Here is a 17,744-nt window from a genome sequence, read left to right as displayed (position 1 = left end):
AAATCTTGCGGATGGTTTTTCTTGTATGGGGTATTTGTCTGGCCAGTATCGTTCTCATGCTGTTGCGGCCCAAGAGGATTGCGGAATATGTCTGGGTCTGCGGTGGGGCGCTGCTGCTGGTAGTGACAGGGCTTTTATCCTGGCGGAACGCAATCCAAGCAGTATATGAAGGGTTGGATGTCTATCTCTTTCTGACCGGTATGATGTTGCTGGCAGAGATGGCCCGCTACGAGGGTGTGTTTGACTGGGTGGCCGGTATCGCCGTGCAACATGCAGATCGCTCTGCCAAGCGGCTGTTTCTTCTGATGTATCTGGCTGGCACCGTGGTCACGGTCCTTCTTTCCAACGATGCTACGGCTGTTGTGCTGACCCCCGCAGTGTTGGCAGCGGTGCGGCGCGCACGGGTAGAGCCGAGGCCTTACCTGCTGAGCTGCGCTTTTATCGCGAATGCGGCAAGTTTTGTGCTGCCAATTTCGAACCCGGCCAATCTGGTGATTTTCGGCAAAAAGCTGCCTGCACTCCTGCCCTGGCTGCGCATGTTTCTGTTGCCTTCAATTGTATCCATTATTGTTACATATTGTATTCTGCGCATCATAGAGAAAAAAGACCTACAAGAACAGGTTGCGCCATTGACGCAGCGTATGGAGCTGTCTGGCGGAGGGCGGATGACGCTCGCATGCATTTGCATCGCTGGGTTGGCACTCCTGATGGCCTCCGGATTCGGGCGGCCTCTTGGCGCTCCGACATGTGCAGTGGGAGGTCTGGCCCTGGGGCTTCTTGCATTGCGCGATCGAAAAGCTCCGGCGACCATTGTGAAGAGTGTTTCCTGGAGTGTGCTGCTGCTGGTTGCCGGACTGTTTACGATTGTGGAGGCACTGAACCAGGCAGGGATGCTTTCCATGACGCAGCGTGGTCTCAACTGGCTCATGCAGCTTCCGGATGGGTGGGGAAAACTGGTTGCCGGAAGTTCCGTGGCTTTGCTTTCCAATATCATGAATAACCTTCCGGTGGGGCTGGCCAGCGGGACGGCGCTGCAGCAATTGCGTAGTCCGGGGATGCTGATACACGCAGCATTGATCGGGATTGACCTGGGGCCGAATCTTTCTGTGACGGGTTCTTTGGCCACGATTCTCTGGCTGATTGCGTTGCGGAGAGAAAAGGTTGAAATCACCCCGGGCCAATTCCTGAAGGCTGGAGCACTGCTGATGCCGGTGTCCTTGCTCTTAAGCCTGCTGGTATTGCGCTGACCTGCATCAGCTAATCATTTTCAGCCGTGTTATCCAGCCGGGAGAGAAGGTCCTCATCCACCGCCCAGTTTTTCAGGATTTTAAAAATTGTGCTGGAAGAAAAGCCTGCCCGGATGAGCATTCTCATGATCCTGGCCGCCTCTTTTTCATTACCAGGCTTGCGGACGCGCTTGCGCTCTAGATGTCTGCGCGCCAATTCTTCTTCATTCACGTTTTCGTAGGCAGCATCGAGAGTGCGAGCAATAACATCTGCATGGATGCCTCTTTGGGCAAGGTCCAGGCGCACGCGGCGCTTGCCGAAACTGGAATTTTCCTGTCGCAGTCGGGCGTATTCTGTGGCAAAATCCGTATCGTCCAGATAGCGCTGCGCTTTCAGCCGCTCAATAACAGCGCGAAGCTTTGCTTCGCCAGACTCGCCCTCTTCCACGCGGCTGCGCATCAGGCGCTTGAGTTCGGCCACTGTGCGCATCCGACGACCCAGGGCGCTGATGGCGTATTCATACAGGCCAGCTTCATCCAGCGGCAGCTTTCTGCGATAGAGAGGATGGGATGACATGACGCTCCTTAAACATAGTAGCCTCTCTGTGCGCCCCTTTGCGCGCTTCAGCGTCTATCCTAGTAATGGAGATGCTTCCGTGATGCCGCCCCGCTTTGCCTTTTTGTCTTCCCTCGTATTTTTGGCTGCTACCTCTGTCAGCGCGCAGGTTTCCTATACCTCAATGCCGCTTGATTCCGGCTTTGGGAAACTCGATCCTTCCCAGCCTGCTGTTCCCGTCCAGCAAATCATTGATAATTTTGAGGCGAAAGAGTCTGAATTCCAAAAGGCGCTGGAAAACTATACCTACGAGCGCAGTGTGAAAGTAGAAACGATTGACGATGATGGGAAAACGGACGGCCAATACTACCAGGTGACCGACATCACGCTGGACCCGACAGGGCGCAAGTATGAGAAAGTGGTTTTTGCTCCGGAAAGTACACTTACCCGCATCATGATGAGTCCGGCAGATTACGACGACATTGAACACCGGCTGCCTTTTGTGTTGACCAAGGAGGGAGCAAGTCAATATGACATCTCCTATGTTGGTAAGCAAAGAATCGATGAGATCGATACATTTGTGTTTGACGTAAAACCCAAGGTCATCGAAAAAAACAAAAGGTATTTTCAGGGCCGCATCTGGGTCGACCAGAAAGATCTTCAGATTGTTGTGACAAACGGAAAAAACGTGCCCGATGATCTGCGAAAGGGACACGAAGACCTGTCACCGCCTTTTATCACTTACCGTGAGCAGGTGGATGGCAAATACTGGTTTCCTGTTTACACCCGTGGAGAGGGCATCCTGCATTTTTCCGGCGGCAATGGATATCTTAGCCAGGATGTGCATATCCGTGAAACGGTGAAATATACGAACTACAAGCGTTTCGGTTCGTCGGTAAAAATCACCTATGGCGGGCAGGAAATCGGCAAGGGGGATGACAGCCAGCAGCAACCCTCTAGTCCGCAAAAGCCCCAGTAATCCATGCAGTCCCGGGTTTGCCCCTTACTGGACCACAGCATCGAAGGCTGCTGTCTCAATGGTATTTCCGTGCTTCATCTGCACGAAAATGCGGTAATCTCCCGGGCGGGGGAACCCATACGGAAAGCTGACAGTATTCGGGACGGTCTCCTCCTTGCCCATGTCCATTCCTGGCATGTCGTCCATCGTCATTTTTGAATGGTCCATGCTTTTGGGATTTTGCGCTTCGGCCATCATGAACGCGGCCATGGAAACCGTTCCTGAGGGATGAATATGCGCAAAGACGGTACCGTCCGTCTTCACAAACGCAGCGTGTCCGCCCATACCCATATAGAGGTCCATGTCTTTCGGAGCGCGGCCCTGAGGGTCGAGAAGCTCAAAGGTAAAGTCTTCAGCCGTGTTTGCCTTTAACACTGCCTGACGCTTCCAGACCATCGTGTACCCATCAGGCAACTGATAAACAGTTACCTTTTCCATACCAACTGGACGGGCCTCTCCCATGGAGTCATCACCAGAGAGCGGCCTTCCATAAATCTCCGGTATCGTGATGGTGGAAACCAGCGTCTCTGGAAAGCCATTGGCATGGACGACGTCAGCATACAGGCGATAGGTGCCCGCGGGCATGTTCGGCAGCCTGAATTGAAAGTCACCGGGAGTGGTCTGCTGCGGGTGCACATGATACACCACATCCATTGCCGGCCAGCGAATCGCATAGAGGTGCATCAGATGATTGTGATCGGGAACAAAATCATCCAGCTTATGCGCAGAAAGCCAGCCCTGGCTTTTCAGGCGCAGATCAAGCACAGATCCTGATCGTACAACCGCTTGCATCGCGAGCGGTTGATACAAATAGGACGAATCGTTTGCGGCCTCAGCGCGCCACCACATTCCGCCCACCGCTACACCGGAAGACAGCACGAGGACCGTCGCTGCTATGGCAATGTAGGCGCGGGTTCTTCGTGCCGCCGGGACTTTGTCTGGCTGGACCTGTGTATCACGCACGGCCGCTGTGATGATGCTAAAAATTCCCATGATCAGTGCGGACGCTAGGGCAACGAGCAGAAAAACCAGGCCCCATGAGATTTTGCGTGTGCCCACGCCGGTTGCCGGAAGAGGCACAGAAAATGCACCTTCGCCCTGAGCACCATGGGCCACCAGACGCACCTGCCACGATCCAGTAGCCATGATCCAAAGCTTTCCAGTGAAGAACTGGGCATCGTTAGAGGACTTTGTCAGTACTTCAGAGACGGACGGGTGACTGGACGCCTCGCCAGAGAGCAGCATGGGAGCGGCCGTGATGCCCTCAATGCCTGAGGTCTGCGCCCTTACCTGGATTTCAGCTACCCCCGGAAAAGTCAGCGGAGGGCGGATGACAACAAATAATTGATATGGGCCAGCCTCGCCTTGCGCATAGATATCCGGACTGCCAACGTGGCCATGCGCATCCATCGTGCAGAGAAAGAGGATGATGAGGCAGGCCAATTGCAGAAATTGCGCCCATAGTTTGCATTTTGCCGTATCGGCCGCCTTCGGCAGGGTACGGTTCCTTTTCTGAAGACAGATGGAGCGATGGTCCGCAATCATGACGTCGACTCTCTTTCAGGATACGCTGCGCGGCCCAAACTCTAAAGCGGACCCAGGGTTGACAAAACTAAACTAAACCGTTCAGTATTGAATCGACGGAGAAGAGCGCTTATGATCCGGGTGCAGAATCTGGTAAAAACCTTTGGAGAATTTACTGCCGTCCAGGACGTTTCCTTTGAAGTGCAGCAGGGAGAGATTTTTGCCTTTCTGGGGCCAAATGGGGCGGGCAAGACGACGACCATCAAGATGCTGACAACGTTGCTGCAGCCAACCAGCGGCAAAATTGAACTGGACGGTCTGGATCCCGCTCGGCAACAGAAGGAAGCCAGAAAGCGTTTTGGGATCGTCTTTCAGGACCCAAGCCTGGATGGGGAGCAGACCGCCTACGAGAATATGGAGCTGCATGGCATCCTTTACCATGTGCCGCGCAAGGTCCGGGCGGAGCGCATCGAAAGGTTGCTGAAACAGTTTGAACTATGGGACAGGCGCAATGATTTTGTAAAACAATTCTCCGGAGGAATGAAGCGCCGCCTGGAAATTGCCCGCGGACTTCTGCATACGCCTAAAATCCTTTTTCTGGATGAACCGACGCTCGGGTTGGATCCACAGAGCCGCAACCAGCTCTGGACGCACGTGAAAAAGATGAATGAGACCGAGAAGACCACGGTCTTTCTTACTACGCATTACATGGATGAGGCCGACCGCGTGGCCCATCGAATCGCGATTATTGATCATGGCAGGATCATTGCCCAGGGAACTGCGGCCGAGCTGAAAGACAGGACCGGAAGCGATTCCCTGGAAGGTGCATTTCTGGCGCTGACGGGTGAGTCGCTGCGAGATGAAAATGCAAGCTCCGCAGATGCCATGCGAACGGTAGCCAGAATGTGGGGGAGATAGTATGAGCACAATCTATATTCTCTGGCTGCGGGAACTGAAACGTTATTCCCGATCACGGGTCCAGATCATTGCCTCGCTGGGCCAGCCTGTGCTTTATCTGGTAGCGCTGGGGTTTGGACTTGGTCCGGTCTTTGAGCGCGCCGGGAACGGAAGCTATCTGCAATTTATAGCTCCTGGCGTCATCGGAATGTCGGTCCTGTTCATGTGTGTCTTTTCCGGAATTTCGATTCTGTGGGACAGACAGTTTGGTTTTCTGAAAGAGACCCTGGTCGCGCCTGTATCCCGGATGCAGATTATGGTAGGACGCACTCTGGGTTCAGCAACAGTGGCCATGAGCCAGGGCCTTCTGGTTTTTCTGGTCTGTCTGATGATTGGGTTCCGTCCGCACAGCTGGATGGCACTGCCCAAGGCGGCCGTTTTTGTGGCCCTTGTGGCCATAAACTTTGCTGCGCTAGGGACGGCCTTCGGTTCTGTCATAAAGGATATGCAGGGGTTCCCACTCGTCATGAATTTTGTGGCCATGCCTATGTTCTTTCTTTCTGGTGCACTGTTTCCGCTCTGGGACCTGCCCCGGGCCTTGAGTCTGGTCACCCATCTGGATCCTTTGAGTTATGGGATCGATGGATTGCGCGGTGCACTGACCGGCATTTGGTACTTCAGTTTTCTGCATGACTTTGCGGTGCTGGTGGTGGTGGCTGCAGGATTTCTTGTCCTGGGGTCTTATATGTTTTCGAAGATCCAGATGTAGACGATGGCAAGAACCAAGAGTGAAATGGCGCATCGGAAGGTCCTGGAAGCCGCGCTGCGGCTCTTTGCGGAGCGTGGAATCGATGCTACCAGCATGGATGCCATCGCTGAGGCTTCCGGTGTGAGCAAGGCAACCATCTATAAGCACTGGCGCGACAAAAACACGCTGTGCCTTGAGGTCCTGGTCCATCTGCATGGGCTCAACCTTGAACCCCCTCGCTTTGATTCAGGTGACCTCCGCGCGGACCTGATTGCACAACTGAATTACCAGCCCGCGGAGCACCGCAGGAAAATGCGCGAGCGGATCATGCCGCACCTGATTGCTTACTCGGCCCGGAACCCGGTGTTTGGCAGGCAATGGAGGGAGCGCGTTCTGGAGCAGCCGCGCCGTCAACTGCGCGAAATGATTGAACGCGGCGTTAAGAGCGGTCTGCTGAAAGAGAGCGTGGACCCGGATGTGGCCCTGCCATTGTTACTGGGGCCAATGCTGTACCAACACATCATGCTGAAGCATCTTGGGGGAAGAGTGCCTCCGGACCTGGCCACATACGTGGTGGATGCGTTTCTGGCAGCATACGGGACAACGGGGGCGCATCCCCGGACATAAGAAAATGGGCTGCGGGGCAGCCCATCGATGAAATGTGTGCCGACTTGGGAGCTACTCCCAGCGGCGAAAGAGAAGTGATCCGTTCGTTCCTCCAAAGCCAAAAGAATTCGACAAAGCAACGTTTAACTTTGCCTGCTGAGGCTTGTTGGGAACATAATTCAGCCTGCACTCCGGATCGGGATTTTCCAGGTTCATCGTGGGTGGAGCGACCTGTTCCATGAGTGCCTTGATAGTGATGCCAGCCTCAAGACCGCCGGCACCCCCGAGAAGGTGGCCGGTCATGGATTTGGTCGAGCTGATGAGGAGTTTGCCGCTGGTGGCGTGTTCGCCGAAGAGGTTTTGCAGCGCCGCGCTTTCCAGCACATCTCCCACCGGGGTAGAAGTGGCATGAGCATTCACGTAATCCACTTCATGCGGCTGGACTTGGGCACTGTCCAGCGCATGTTTCATCGCACGGTAACAACCTTCCCCTTCCGGGGCCATGCTGGTGATGTGGTGTGCGTCCGCGCTCATTCCATAGCCAATGATTTCTGCAAGAATCTGTGCGCCGCGGGCTTTGGCAAACTCCAGCTCTTCCAGAATGAGAATGCCGGCACCTTCGCCGACCACGAACCCGTCGCGGTCCCTGTCAAAGGGGCGGCTGGCCCGTTCCGGTTCTTCGTTGCGAGTCGAGAGGGCACGCATGGCTGCGAAACCGCCCACTCCCATGGGAGTAATGGCTGCTTCCGCGCCTCCGGCAATCATCACATCAGCATCGCCGCGCTGGATGATGCGGTAGGCTTCGCCAATGGAATGTGCGCTGGTCGTACACGCGGTCGCTGTGGCTTCATTTGGACCTTTGGCCCCATACCGTATACTCACCTGACCGGCGGCCAGATTGATGATGGCTGCCGGGATGAAAAACGGTGATATTTTGCGCGGGCCACCCTGCAGCATAGCGCTGTGCTCACGCTCGATGATGTCAAACCCGCCGATACCGGATCCGATGTGGACGCCGACACGGTCCGCAATCGCATCGGTGACCTTCAGGCCGGACATCTCCATGGCCTCGTGCGTGGCGGCGAGGGCAAAGTGAATGAAGCGCGCCATCTTCCGCGCTTCTTTTTTGTCCACGAAATTGAGCGGATCAAAATTTTTCACTTCAGCAGCGAAGGTGACAGAGAAGCCCGTCGTATCGAAGCCTGTGATGGGGGCCATCCCGCTCTTGCCTGCTAGCAGATTGTTCCAGACCTCAGGAGTTGTGTTGCCAACACCGCACAACAGCCCAATGCCCGTGATAACGACGCGCCGCTGCAAGGTTACTTGCCACCTTTCGCGTTTTTCTCGATGTAATCAATCGCATCCTTCACCGTCTTGATCTTCTCAGCATCTTCGTCGGGAATCTCAAGGTCGAAGGCTTCTTCAAACTGCATGACCAGCTCAACCACATCGAGCGAGTCTGCTCCAAGGTCTTCCTGGAAGGATGCGCTGGGTGTCACTTCCGCTTCATCTACCTGAAGTTGTTCCACAATGATCTGCTTTACTTTTTCTTCTACTGCTGCCATGCGATTCTCCTGTTTGTCGTTACGGCAAAATTTGTATGAGCATTCCGGGACGGCAGACGGTCGGAAAAGGCACACGAATACCGTACTCAGAAATTTCAAGTCTACTGAGGACTGGCCATCGAGGCAAGGACTGGCCGTCCGGGGGACGGTGCTTTTTTGTACGAATACAGAGTCCACCGTCCACTTTTACTTGCCACCTTTTCAATGCGAGTATATCGCTATGCCTCTAATGACTGTGCTTGTAGTTGTGGCCCTGGTGGTTGGTGTCGTGCTTGGCTTCTGGATCCAGGCCAACAAGAGTCGCCCGGCGCAGGGTGAGGTGGAGAGGCTGCGCCAGTCGGAGATGGAACTGCGGACCACCATTGCCCGTCTGGAAGCTGAAAAGAAAGCGGTCCAGGGTCAATGGACCGAATCAAACCGGGCCCTTGAGGCCGAAAAAACCAGGTGTGCCAGGGCAGAAGCCGATCTGATGTCATTGCGCGAGCAGGTAGCGCAGCTTTCGACTGCCCTCGAAAAGGAACGCCAGTCGGCACAGGAAAAGCTGGACCTTCTGGAAGGGAAGTTCAAGCTGCTGGCAGATGACATCCTGAAAAAGCGCGCCCGAGAGTTTGATGAATGGAGCGAAAGGCAAATTGGCCACCTGCTGGACCCGGTGCGGGAAAAATTTGGGGAATTCAAGGACACCTTGGAATCGCTTAAGACACAGAGTACTGCCCGGCATTCGGAGCTGAAGACCCAGATTGAGGGTCTGCGCACTCTTAATGAGCGGCTTACCAAGGACGCGGAAAATCTTGTGAATGCTCTGAAGGGTTCCTCGAAAACCCAGGGAGACTGGGGCGAGCTGGTTCTTGAACAGCTGCTAGAAGCAGCGGGTCTGCAGAAGGGCCATGAATACTCCGTGCAGGAGAGCTTTGACCGTGAGGACGGAAAACGCTCGCGTCCTGATGTCATTCTGAAACTGCCGGGAGGAAGACAGGTCGTCATTGACTCGAAAGTCTCTTTGCTTGCATACAGTGAATACTGTAGCGGCGGGGACGATGAGGTGGTCAGAGAGGGGGCCCTTAAGAGACATCTGGCCTCGATACGGGCCCACATCAAAGGCCTGTCGCAAAAAAACTATCACGCACTCTACGGTTTGAAATCACTGGATTTCGTCATTCTGTTTGTGCCGATCGAGCCGGCCTTTACGCTCGCTATGGCCAATGATGGCAGGTTGTGGCAGGATGCATGGGACCAGAATGTCTTGTTCGTAAGCCGGACGACCCTATTGTTTGTGCTGCGCACGATCGCTTATTTGTGGGGACAGGAACGCCAGACACGCAACATCGAAAAAATTGTGCGGCGCGGCGGCGAGCTTTATGAGAAGCTTGCTTCCTTCACAGTGGAATTAACAAATGTGGGTAGGAGCCTGGATGCGGCACGCCAAAGCTATGACGAAGCCATGAAGAAGCTCTCTACAGGTCGAGGAAATGTTATCCGTCAGGCGGAGATGCTGCGCGATCTGGGAATCAAGCCATCCAAAAATATTCCCACCCCTTTGGTGGAAGCTGCCATGGAAACATTGCCAGAGCTTTCCTCTCCACTGTTAGATCAGGAGACGACCGAGGAGACGGAAGAAGATGAGTAGCAGGATTACTTCTTCTTTTCGCCAGTAAATGACCCTGTTGCATGCTGTCCTGCAGGGGTATCTGGGTGCTGCTGTGCATGACCGTTTTCCACATTCAGGCCCAAAAGGCGGCGCTGTAAGGAGCGGCTGGCCCCGGTCAGTTGAGCATCCTCAGGTTCAACCGGCGCATGAGACTGTACGCTGGTGGGAGCGCTCCGCTTTCCTGCGGAATGCTCTTCGTGGTTCCGAGGTTCGGATTCGGTCTTTTTCATGCGGCACCCTGGTGAAACTACTTTTAAAACTGTTAGATGCGCGCAATCGAATGTCAGAAAGAAAATATTCCGTTTTGCATTTTCGTCTGGCAGAGGGCTCTTTTTGCTAGGTCGGTCGTCTGCTCATCTTTCCAGTTGCTGGTCTGCAGACATGAGAGCAAACCCCTCCCGTATGCGCAGCCAGGTGGTTTGCAAATCCTCGGGCAGGACCCGTGTTTCACCAACAACAGTCATGAAGTTGGTGTCGCCCACCCATCGCGGCAGGACATGCAGATGCAGGTGCCCGGCCACTCCGGCGCCGGCCGCCTTGCCCAGATTGAGCCCCATATTGATACCTTCCGGGCGATAGATGTGCAAGAGGACCTTTTCCAGCCGTTGCGCCGTATCCATCATTTCATGTGCGGCTGCAGGAGGCAGGGCGGCAAGGGAGCTTTCGTGCGCATAAGGCAGTACCATTACATGGCCTGAGGTATAGGGATAACGGTTGAGGCAGACAAAAGTGTTCTGGCCCCGGTGAACAATCAGGGCGGCCCTTTCGGCCTCTTCTGTTGCCATGCCCTGGTTTTCTGAGTACTTTGTGGCCTCAAGAAGATTGCAGAAGACGCAGCCCGTATCTCCTGGCCAGGCCGAGAGCTCTTCCGGCACGCCCTGACGCTTTGCTTGGTCGGCCGTAGTGACATAAGTGTATCGCCAGGGTGTCCACAGGTGGTCCATAGGCTACCTATACTGGAGCGAGTGCGGCAGTGCAACTGGCCGGTCAGCGGTGATTTTGTGCAAATTCATGAAAAAGCGGCCTGTTGGTTTGACACTGCCAGCGCAGAGTTCTATCCTGATTTCATCGGGGCTGTGTGCGCGGGATTCCAGCACAGTTCCGAAATCGCCGCTCCTGCATGTTCCTGCCTGGCGGATGTTCCCAACTGAGATGGACGCGAGTGGAAAAGCACTCCCCTGTCTCACTGCGAGATCTTCCGCGCGGTCTGGTGCAAAAAGGAAAGACGATTCCCGAATCTTCGCCGCATCTGCCTGAATCTATGAGGTAAAGCGGAGAATTAATCTGCAGGCATCATCTTGCAGGGCGGGCACGGACCGGGGCCGCCGAAAGTGAATCCCACTGAGCTGGCTGTTATGGCAGACGTCTTAAATCCTGAACAAACCGAGAGCACTCCTCTGAACACCGAACTTGAAACCCCAACGCTTGAAGCAGCGACGGAGCAGGAAGCACCGTCCTTAGAAACCACCCACAACCCGGAAGCCAGTTCTTCTCCGGAGCAGGCAGCCGAACCCGAACATCCGGTTGCTGTGCAGCAGGAACAGGAAGAAGAGCCGGACCTGAACAGTATGGAAGATTTTGCCGCCGTGCTTGAGTCTTTTGACCGCGAGCAGGCCGAGCAGGCTGCGGCACAGGCCTTTGATGACCAACATATTGTGCAGGGCACGGTCATCAAACTCACCGACAAACACGTCGTTGTGGATGTTGGCATGAAGTCTGAAGGCCTGATTCCTATCGAACAGGTCCTCGACCACACCGGCCAGCCAAAACTCCATCCTGGAGAGACCGTAGAGGTCGTCATCGAGCGCGAGGAGCCAGAGGGTGGCTATCTCCTGAGCTATGAGAAGGCCGTCAGGCATCGCGTGTGGGACACCATTGAGCGGGCCTACAATGAGAAGACCAATCTGACCGGCACGGTCCTGAGCCGCGTGAAAGGCGGTCTTACCGTTGATCTAGGCATTAAGGCCTTTTTGCCGGGTTCTCAGGTAGAGGTCCGTCCGGTCCGCAATCTGGATGGTTATATCGGGCAGCCGATCGAAGTCCGGATCATCAAGCTGAACAAAAAGCGCGGCAATGTGGTGGTCTCTCGCAAAGAGATTCTGGAGGAGGAGATTGCTGCAAAGCGTGCTCAGACCCTGGAGCACCTGGAAGAAGGCAGCGTTCTGACCGGTACAGTCAAGAACCTCACCGACTATGGCGCATTTGTGGATCTTGGTGGAATCGATGGCCTGCTTCACATCACGGACATGTCCTGGGGCCGCCTGACCCATCCGCGCGATCTGGTCAATGTGGGGGACGAGATTCAGGTCAAAGTGCTCAAGTTCGACCGCGAAAAACAGCGGGTCTCTCTTGGCTTTAAGCAGTTGACCCCTGATCCGTGGCTGGATGCAGCAGAGCGTTATCCGATTGGCGCGCGTGTGCGCGGCCGCGTCCTCAGCGTGACCGATTATGGCGCGTTTGTGGAACTGGAACAAGGCATTGAAGGTCTCGTCCACGTCTCAGAAATGACATGGTCAAAGCGGATGAAGCATCCTTCAAAGATCGTGAAACCGGGCGATGAAGTTGAAACCGTCATTCTGGCCGTCAACCCGCAGGACCGTCGTATCTCCCTGGGGATGAAGCAGCTTCTTGAGAACCCCTGGGAGCATCTCTCTGAGAGATATCCGGCGGGGACCGTGGTTGAGGGACGGGTGCGGAACCTGACAGATTTCGGGGCTTTTGTTGAGATTGAGGATGGAATTGACGGTCTGGTCCACGTCAGCAATCTGAGCTGGACAAAACGTGTGAAACATCCTTCTGAAGTCCTGAAAAAAGGCGAGAAGGTCCGGGCTGTGGTTCTGGGAGTGGAGCCGGAAAACCGGCGTCTTTCTCTGGGAATCAAGCAGCTTCAGCCAGACGTTTGGGAGACCTTCTTCAATACTCATCGCATTGGCGATGTGGTACATGGAAAGGTCCTGCGTACGGCGCAGTTCGGTGCTTTTGTTGAAATCGCTGAAGGCATTGAAGGACTCTGCCACGTCTCTGAAGCTACGGACAGTAATGGTGTTCCAGTGAAGCTGGAAACAGGGCAGGAGCACGACTTCAAGATCATTAAGATGAATCCAGATGAGAAGAAGATTGGCCTCAGCCTTCGTGCTGTCGGCGAAGAGGCCAGCCGTGCTGATGTGGAAGCCTACAAGCAGCCAGTATCCAGCTCTACTACAACCCTTGGGGATCTGGTGAACTGGAAGCGGCAATAACCTCTGGTCCACAGCTTTCTCTAAAAAACGCCATCCCATTTCCGGGGTGGCGTTTTTCTTTTCAGGCGGCCCAGGGAGGCGCGCCGCCCAGGATGGCGGCACCGGACATATGAGCCGGTCCATTCCATTCCGGCACGGTAAAGGCCTTTTGCGGATGTACATCTGGCGCCGCCCCGCCGCGGGCATGATGGTGGGTCAGGGTTTCCTGTACTGCGTGCATCGCAGCCAGACGTTCCTCCAAGGATTTGCGTTCAAAATAAAGGGCATAGCTCTGGCCACAAACCGGGCAGGAAATGTCGGCGCGTTCTGAAGTTGCCAAGCAGAAAACCTGCATTTCTCCTCCTTAGCACAATGCATGGTGCATGACCATCACACATCGTTTCCTCAACTTAGATGCAGGGAACGAGATTGCTTTCACCGGACAGGATTTTCTACAGCAAGAAAGCAAAAGCATCCAGCACCCTTTCTATGGTGTGCAATGCTTGCACATCTTGAAGGCAGAGAGCAAGGACTAAGCGCGTTCATCAAAAAGAGTTATGTGGAGGATGAAACCGGGGCTACGCTGTCAAAGGCCAGTCTGTCAGTACTCCCCGCCTTCTCCTCCGAAGGCCAGGTTCTCAAACCGGGTGCATTTGGAAAGATATGCCAAATGTACGGATCCGGTGGGGCCGTTGCGCTGTTTGGCGATAATGATTTCTGCTTTGCCTTCACTCTCCGGGTCAGGATTCCCGTTTTCATCGCGGTTGTAATAGGCCTCGCGATGGATGAAGGCAACCACATCGGCGTCCTGCTCGATGGAGCCGGATTCCCGTAGGTCGGAGAGCATGGGTTTTTTGTCTCCTCCACGCTGTTCTGAAGCACGGCTCAACTGTGAGAGCGCAATGACCGGGACCTGGAGTTCTTTAGCCAGGGCCTTCAAACCGCGCGAGATGGCTGAAACTTCCTGGGTGCGGTTCTCATAACGTTTGGCCCCCGGGCCAGGTGCGCTGGCCGTCATCAGCTGCAGGTAGTCGACTACAATCAGATCCAGACCTCCCTGCATCTGCCGCAGGCGGCGTGCCTTGGCCCTCATTTCCGTGAGGGATATCCCCGGCGTGTCGTCGATAAAGATCTTGGATTCAGCAAGTTGCTCCAGCGCATGGGTTAGTTTCTGCTGGTCTTCACGGAGCAGAAAACCTTTCTGGATCTTCTGCGAGTCGACCAGGGCCTGTGAGGCGAGCATACGGCGGAGCAGCGACTCCTTTGACATTTCGAGCGAAAAGATGGCAACGACTTTGCCGCCATAGACTGCCGCGTTCTGTGCGATATTGATGGCCCATGCCGTTTTCCCCATCGAGGGGCGCGCTGCGATAATAATCAGCTCCGACGCCTGGAGGCCGCTGGTCATGCGGTCAAAATCCGTGAAGTGTGTGGCCAGCCCGGTGACTTCACGGCCTTCCTTGTAGAGATTGTCAATGGTCCCGAAGGAGTCACGAACAATTTCAGGAATGCTGGCGAAGCCGCGTGTGATGCCGCGTTCTGTGACTTCAAGCAAGCCACTTTCGGCTGCGTTCAGAACCTCCAGGGCATCTTCACTCTGGTCCGCCGCTTGTGTAATCGCGGTGGAGCAGATGTGAATGAGCTGGCGCAAGAGCGACTTGTCCTTGACAATGCGGACGTACTCTTCGATCGAGGGGCGCCGGGGCAGACCTTCGGTCAAAGACGCCAGATAAGCGACCCCGCCAATGGCTTCCAGTTCTTTACGTTTGCTCAGCTCCTCGGAAAGCGTGATGATGTCCACCGCGCGTCCGGCATCAATCATCTCTGCCATGCGCGCGAAGATGCGCCGGTGGGAATCCAGCGAAAAGTCCTCAGCATTCAGCTTTTCCGCAGCTTCGTTGTATAGGTGGTTGTCCAGCAGAATGGAGCCAAGGATTGAGCGCTCTGAGTCCGGGCTGGCCGGAAGACCTCGTTCAAATTCGATGTCAGAAGCAGTGGCCATCACTCTGAAGTGTAAGAATTTTTTCTGCTGGTTGCATGCGTCTGAGCAAAAAATTCTGTGGCTTGGGGCAGAAAGCTGAGGAAAACTGAGGACGAAATTGCCTACCCGGCTCCGCAAGCCATCAGGAGACCTTGGCGACTTCGATATTGGTTCTCATCTCTGATGTTTCCCGCATGACGGCAGCTGCTCCATTGCGCAGGCACACGACGTCGTTGGCGCAGAAAACAAGGTCCACACCCATCTGTATCCATGCAGAGGCTTCCCGGTGATTTACGGCCGTCGCCACGCGACGTCCGTATTTTTTCGCTGTTCGGGTAATGTGATGGCCTGCTTCGAGCAGCTTCGGATGTGTCGTCTCCCCGGGGAATCCGAGACTTGCGGAAAGGTCTGCCGGACCGATAAAAATGTCTACGCCGTCTATCGAGCAAAGCTCGTCAAGGCGGTCGAGGGCTTCTGCGGTTTCCACCTGGACCAGGAGGGAGAGTTCATCATTGAGCCTCTGTTGCGCCTGGCTCAGATTTTCCACAAGACCGTAATTCAGGGAGCGGGAGACGCTGAAGAATCCCCGGTGTCCCAATGGAGGGAATTTTGCATAACTGAGTAGTTCCTTTACCTGTTGCGGAGAGTCCACCATCGGCAAGTCAATCATGTCCGGTCCGCATTCGGCAGCCTTTAACACGCTTTCACGGCGCGCATCCGGCACACGGATCATCGTCAGAAGATTGCGCCCCTGCGCCATCCGGCAGAGATCAGCAGCCTCAGCAAAAGTGATAAAGGCATGTTCCATCTCGATCCAAAGAACATCGAAACCCATCTCCGCGACAATTTCGAGGAAAAATGGATTGTAAAAGTAGATCGATGCACCCAGGAGCGGCCGCCGTCTGTGTTCAAGAGCCTGATGGAAGCGGTTCATAGTTTCTCCAATTCGTGAGTTTGAAAAAGATGCGGATGGAGAGGAGCTTGCGGTGGATGGGGTTGTCTGCTGGATCGCAGCCACTTCCACAGCGTCATGGGCCCATCTTTAGGAACCTTCATCCACCTGCTGGCGATCCATCCGATGGCCACAACAAGCAGCTGACCGACAGCTCCAATCATGTATTCATGCCAGAAGAAAGAAATCCGGCAGGAAATCAGAGGATGTTTTCCCGAGGTCAGCGTGGCCCAGAAGGTAAAAGCCAAATTAGAGCCGATGGCCATCCAGGCGGCGTGCCGGGTCGCACGCCGACTAAGAAATGCAAGTAAAAACAGGCCGGCGAGTCCACCTGCAACAATGGACGTTGCAGCGTAATAGAGCGCGAGGATCGTGCCGTGAGTATGGCCCAGAGTCCATGCTCCGGCTAAGGCGAGGATGCCATTTGCCAGTACCAGCCATCGGCCCATTCGCAGGCTTTGCCGGTCGGTGGCCGCCGGCCTCCAGTGCTGGTAAAAGTCCCGCACCAGTACTGCTGCGAGACAATTCAGGTCCGATGAGAGCATGGCCATCCCTGCGCCGAACAGCGCGGCCAGAAAAAGCCCACCCGCTCCCGGAGGAAGGTGAAAGGAAAGAAAGTAGGGAAAGACCTGGTCGCTCCGCGCGATGAAAGGAGGAAGTGGTTCACGGCTGAAGTGGTAATAGCCCCAGAGCAGGGTCCCCGCCAGCATAAATAGTACCCAGACCGGAATACAGAGGAGCGCACCCAGCAGAATTCCGCGGAGCGCCTGGCGGTCGCTGCGCGCTGCCAGATACCGCTGCACGACGGTCTGGTCAGCGGTGTACTTCTGGAGATAAAAGAAAGACCCGTAAATCAACAAGACGACGACAGTAGGCTGTCGAAAATCAATTGCTGTAGAACCTAGGCTGAATTTATGCGCCTGCCATGCAGCCTGAAAGACCGCAGAAAAACGAGCAGGGGTCTGATAGAGAAGGAATCCAATCGCCAGTAGTACGCCTATCCAGAGCAGCACCCCCTGGATCACATCGGCCCATAAAATCGCTTCGAAGCCTCCGATGAATGCGTACAGTATTCCGACCATGGCTGTGATTGCTAGCATCAGGAGACTGCTCCAGCCAGTCATGCTGTTGACGGTGAGTGCCAACAAATAGAGAACAAACGCTATCTTGCATAAATGTCCAATGGCAAATGTAGCAGCACAGTACATCCGGACTCCTGGTCCGAAGCGCATTCCGAAATATTCAAATGCGGACATGCCCACGAGATGTCGGAAAAAAGGAACAACAATCAAGCCGAGAGTGGCAGGAAGGGCCAGAATCATCATGCCGGGCGTGAGAAGCGCCCAGTTTCCTTCATAGGCCGCTCCAGGATACGCGATGAAAGTGACGCTGGTGATGATCGTTGCCAGCAGGGAAATGCCCATCAACCATCCGGGAACGTTACGACCAGCCATGAAATAGCGGTCCGTAGTGCGTTGACGGCGAAAAAAGCGCAGCCCCAAAGCAAAAAGGGCGGCCACGTAGATGGCAAGGATGGCCGGATTCAGAATGCGCAGCCAGATCACGAGATGGTTTTCTCCGCAAGTGCCAATGTCTGCTTAGACTTAAGCCGAAGCAAGTTCCCCAGCAAAGCATTTGGGCCAGAGGATCGATGCATATGGATGCCTGCTTTTCATCTTACTTTTTGAAGAGTATAGGATTGATCCTCATTTTTACAAACAACTTTCATTTATATATGTAAATAGAAAGTATTTTCAGAAATATATTGACAATTTCATTTTTGATGAAGTGTAATGGCGTTTCAT

17 protein-coding genes are annotated in these 17,744 nt (G+C 54.7%); 7 read left to right on the top strand and 10 right to left on the bottom strand.

Features of this window, described 5'->3' with window-relative positions; genetic code table 11:
- Window positions 1-11 precede the first annotated feature (11 nt).
- Window positions 12-1,247 (top strand): arsenic transporter, encoded by a 1,236-nt coding sequence (locus tag N655_RS0115980; RefSeq protein ID WP_026443791.1) that lies wholly within the window; start codon window positions 12-14, stop codon window positions 1,245-1,247.
- Between the two features lie 10 nt (window positions 1,248-1,257).
- Here N655_RS0115980 and N655_RS0115975 read toward each other — a convergent pair whose 3' ends face one another.
- Window positions 1,258-1,803 carry a regulatory protein RecX gene (locus N655_RS0115975; RefSeq protein ID WP_026443790.1) on the bottom strand — a complete coding sequence of 182 codons (546 nt, stop codon included), beginning with the start codon at window positions 1,801-1,803 and terminating at the stop codon, window positions 1,258-1,260.
- On the opposite strand from N655_RS0115975, the gene N655_RS0115970 reads away from it, so the two are divergent.
- Entirely contained in the window at window positions 1,802-2,761 is a 960-nt protein-coding gene (locus N655_RS0115970; protein WP_238324797.1) for a hypothetical protein, read from the top strand. The genes N655_RS0115975 and N655_RS0115970 overlap by 2 nt on opposite strands.
- 24 nt (window positions 2,762-2,785) lie before the next feature.
- Here the strand turns inward: N655_RS0115970 and N655_RS0115965 are convergent, their stop codons facing one another.
- On the bottom strand, window positions 2,786-4,345 hold the full coding sequence (locus N655_RS0115965) for a DUF8832 domain-containing protein (RefSeq protein WP_049961491.1): 1,560 nt from the start codon (window positions 4,343-4,345) through the stop codon (window positions 2,786-2,788).
- 111 nt (window positions 4,346-4,456) lie between these two features.
- Here N655_RS0115965 and N655_RS0115960 point away from each other — a divergent pair, with 111 nt between their 5' ends.
- From N655_RS0115960 to N655_RS19470, 3 genes are read left to right on the top strand one after another with little or no spacing between them, the layout of a single operon-like run.
- On the top strand, window positions 4,457-5,242 hold the full coding sequence (locus tag N655_RS0115960) for a daunorubicin resistance protein DrrA family ABC transporter ATP-binding protein (protein WP_026443787.1): 786 nt from the start codon (window positions 4,457-4,459) through the stop codon (window positions 5,240-5,242).
- 1 nt (window position 5,243) lies between these two features.
- Window positions 5,244-5,990: an ABC transporter permease gene (locus tag N655_RS0115955; RefSeq protein ID WP_026443786.1), complete on the top strand. Its 747-nt coding sequence runs from the start codon at window positions 5,244-5,246 to the stop codon at window positions 5,988-5,990.
- Window positions 5,991-5,993: 3 nt separating this feature from the next.
- Window positions 5,994-6,596 carry a TetR/AcrR family transcriptional regulator gene (locus N655_RS19470; RefSeq protein ID WP_044934902.1) on the top strand — a complete coding sequence of 201 codons (603 nt, stop codon included), beginning with the start codon at window positions 5,994-5,996 and terminating at the stop codon, window positions 6,594-6,596.
- Window positions 6,597-6,647: 51 nt separating this feature from the next.
- On the opposite strand, the gene fabF is transcribed toward N655_RS19470, so the two are convergent.
- Both fabF and acpP read right to left on the bottom strand, forming a co-directional pair.
- Window positions 6,648-7,892, bottom strand: a complete 1,245-nt coding sequence (gene fabF / locus N655_RS0115945) for a beta-ketoacyl-ACP synthase II (protein ID WP_026443785.1) — start codon at window positions 7,890-7,892, stop codon at window positions 6,648-6,650.
- A 2-nt stretch (window positions 7,893-7,894) separates the two neighbouring features.
- Window positions 7,895-8,140, bottom strand: a complete 246-nt coding sequence (gene acpP, locus N655_RS0115940) for an acyl carrier protein (RefSeq protein ID WP_026443784.1) — start codon at window positions 8,138-8,140, stop codon at window positions 7,895-7,897.
- A gap of 220 nt (window positions 8,141-8,360) precedes the next feature.
- Here acpP and N655_RS19465 point away from each other — a divergent pair, with 220 nt between their 5' ends.
- The gene (locus N655_RS19465; RefSeq protein ID WP_044934900.1) at window positions 8,361-9,767 is read left to right on the top strand and encodes a DNA recombination protein RmuC; all 1,407 of its coding nucleotides are present in this window, start codon (window positions 8,361-8,363) and stop codon (window positions 9,765-9,767) included.
- 5 nt (window positions 9,768-9,772) lie between these two features.
- On the opposite strand, the gene N655_RS0115930 is transcribed toward N655_RS19465, so the two are convergent.
- A complete protein-coding gene (locus tag N655_RS0115930) occupies window positions 9,773-10,018 on the bottom strand; it encodes a hypothetical protein (RefSeq protein ID WP_026443783.1) in 246 nt (81 codons plus the stop codon).
- 123 nt (window positions 10,019-10,141) lie between these two features.
- On the bottom strand, window positions 10,142-10,732 hold the full coding sequence (locus N655_RS0115925; protein ID WP_026443782.1) for an HIT family protein: 591 nt from the start codon (window positions 10,730-10,732) through the stop codon (window positions 10,142-10,144).
- 411 nt (window positions 10,733-11,143) lie between these two features.
- Between N655_RS0115925 and N655_RS0115915 the strand changes: the two genes are divergently transcribed.
- On the top strand, window positions 11,144-13,027 hold the full coding sequence (locus tag N655_RS0115915) for a 30S ribosomal protein S1 (protein WP_026443780.1): 1,884 nt from the start codon (window positions 11,144-11,146) through the stop codon (window positions 13,025-13,027).
- A gap of 61 nt (window positions 13,028-13,088) precedes the next feature.
- Here N655_RS0115915 and N655_RS0115910 read toward each other — a convergent pair whose 3' ends face one another.
- The 4 genes from N655_RS0115910 to N655_RS0115890 all read right to left on the bottom strand — a co-directional run bounded on the left by N655_RS0115910 (window position 13,089) and on the right by N655_RS0115890 (window position 17,504).
- Entirely contained in the window at window positions 13,089-13,361 is a 273-nt protein-coding gene (locus N655_RS0115910; protein ID WP_026443779.1) for a hypothetical protein, read from the bottom strand.
- Window positions 13,362-13,607: 246 nt separating this feature from the next.
- On the bottom strand, window positions 13,608-15,008 hold the full coding sequence (gene dnaB, locus N655_RS0115900) for a replicative DNA helicase (protein ID WP_026443778.1): 1,401 nt from the start codon (window positions 15,006-15,008) through the stop codon (window positions 13,608-13,610).
- 121 nt (window positions 15,009-15,129) lie between these two features.
- The gene (locus tag N655_RS0115895; RefSeq protein WP_026443777.1) at window positions 15,130-15,921 is read right to left on the bottom strand and encodes an HpcH/HpaI aldolase family protein; all 792 of its coding nucleotides are present in this window, start codon (window positions 15,919-15,921) and stop codon (window positions 15,130-15,132) included.
- Entirely contained in the window at window positions 15,918-17,504 is a 1,587-nt protein-coding gene (locus N655_RS0115890; RefSeq protein ID WP_026443776.1) for a sodium:solute symporter family transporter, read from the bottom strand. The genes N655_RS0115895 and N655_RS0115890 overlap by 4 nt, the downstream gene beginning before the upstream one ends.
- Between the last annotated feature and the right edge of the window lie 240 nt (window positions 17,505-17,744).

The sequence above is a fragment of the Pseudacidobacterium ailaaui genome, from assembly GCF_000688455.1.
Taxonomy (GTDB): domain Bacteria; phylum Acidobacteriota; class Terriglobia; order Terriglobales; family Acidobacteriaceae; genus Pseudacidobacterium; species Pseudacidobacterium ailaaui.
This window is presented reverse-complemented; position numbering and strand designations above follow the sequence as displayed.

Bases quoted from the DNA above. Each gene is read 5' to 3' on its own strand.
- N655_RS0115975 (WP_026443790.1), bottom strand. From the start codon at position 1,803: ATGTCATCCCATCCTCTCTATCGCAGAAAGCTGCCGCTGGATGAAGCT.
- N655_RS0115980 (WP_026443791.1), top strand. From the start codon at position 12: ATGGTTTTTCTTGTATGGGGTATTTGTCTGGCCAGTATCGTTCTCATG.
- N655_RS0115930 (WP_026443783.1), bottom strand. From the start codon at position 10,018: ATGAAAAAGACCGAATCCGAACCTCGGAACCACGAAGAGCATTCCGCA.
- N655_RS0115960 (WP_026443787.1), top strand. From the start codon at position 4,457: ATGATCCGGGTGCAGAATCTGGTAAAAACCTTTGGAGAATTTACTGCC.
- N655_RS19470 (WP_044934902.1), top strand. From the start codon at position 5,994: ATGGCAAGAACCAAGAGTGAAATGGCGCATCGGAAGGTCCTGGAAGCC.
- N655_RS0115955 (WP_026443786.1), top strand. From the start codon at position 5,244: ATGAGCACAATCTATATTCTCTGGCTGCGGGAACTGAAACGTTATTCC.
- N655_RS0115915 (WP_026443780.1), top strand. From the start codon at position 11,144: ATGGCAGACGTCTTAAATCCTGAACAAACCGAGAGCACTCCTCTGAAC.
- N655_RS19465 (WP_044934900.1), top strand. From the start codon at position 8,361: ATGCCTCTAATGACTGTGCTTGTAGTTGTGGCCCTGGTGGTTGGTGTC.
- N655_RS0115895 (WP_026443777.1), bottom strand. From the start codon at position 15,921: ATGAACCGCTTCCATCAGGCTCTTGAACACAGACGGCGGCCGCTCCTG.
- N655_RS0115910 (WP_026443779.1), bottom strand. From the start codon at position 13,361: ATGCAGGTTTTCTGCTTGGCAACTTCAGAACGCGCCGACATTTCCTGC.
- N655_RS0115970 (WP_238324797.1), top strand. From the start codon at position 1,802: ATGACGCTCCTTAAACATAGTAGCCTCTCTGTGCGCCCCTTTGCGCGC.
- N655_RS0115925 (WP_026443782.1), bottom strand. From the start codon at position 10,732: ATGGACCACCTGTGGACACCCTGGCGATACACTTATGTCACTACGGCC.
- acpP (WP_026443784.1), bottom strand. From the start codon at position 8,140: ATGGCAGCAGTAGAAGAAAAAGTAAAGCAGATCATTGTGGAACAACTT.
- N655_RS0115965 (WP_049961491.1), bottom strand. From the start codon at position 4,345: ATGATTGCGGACCATCGCTCCATCTGTCTTCAGAAAAGGAACCGTACC.
- dnaB (WP_026443778.1), bottom strand. From the start codon at position 15,008: ATGGCCACTGCTTCTGACATCGAATTTGAACGAGGTCTTCCGGCCAGC.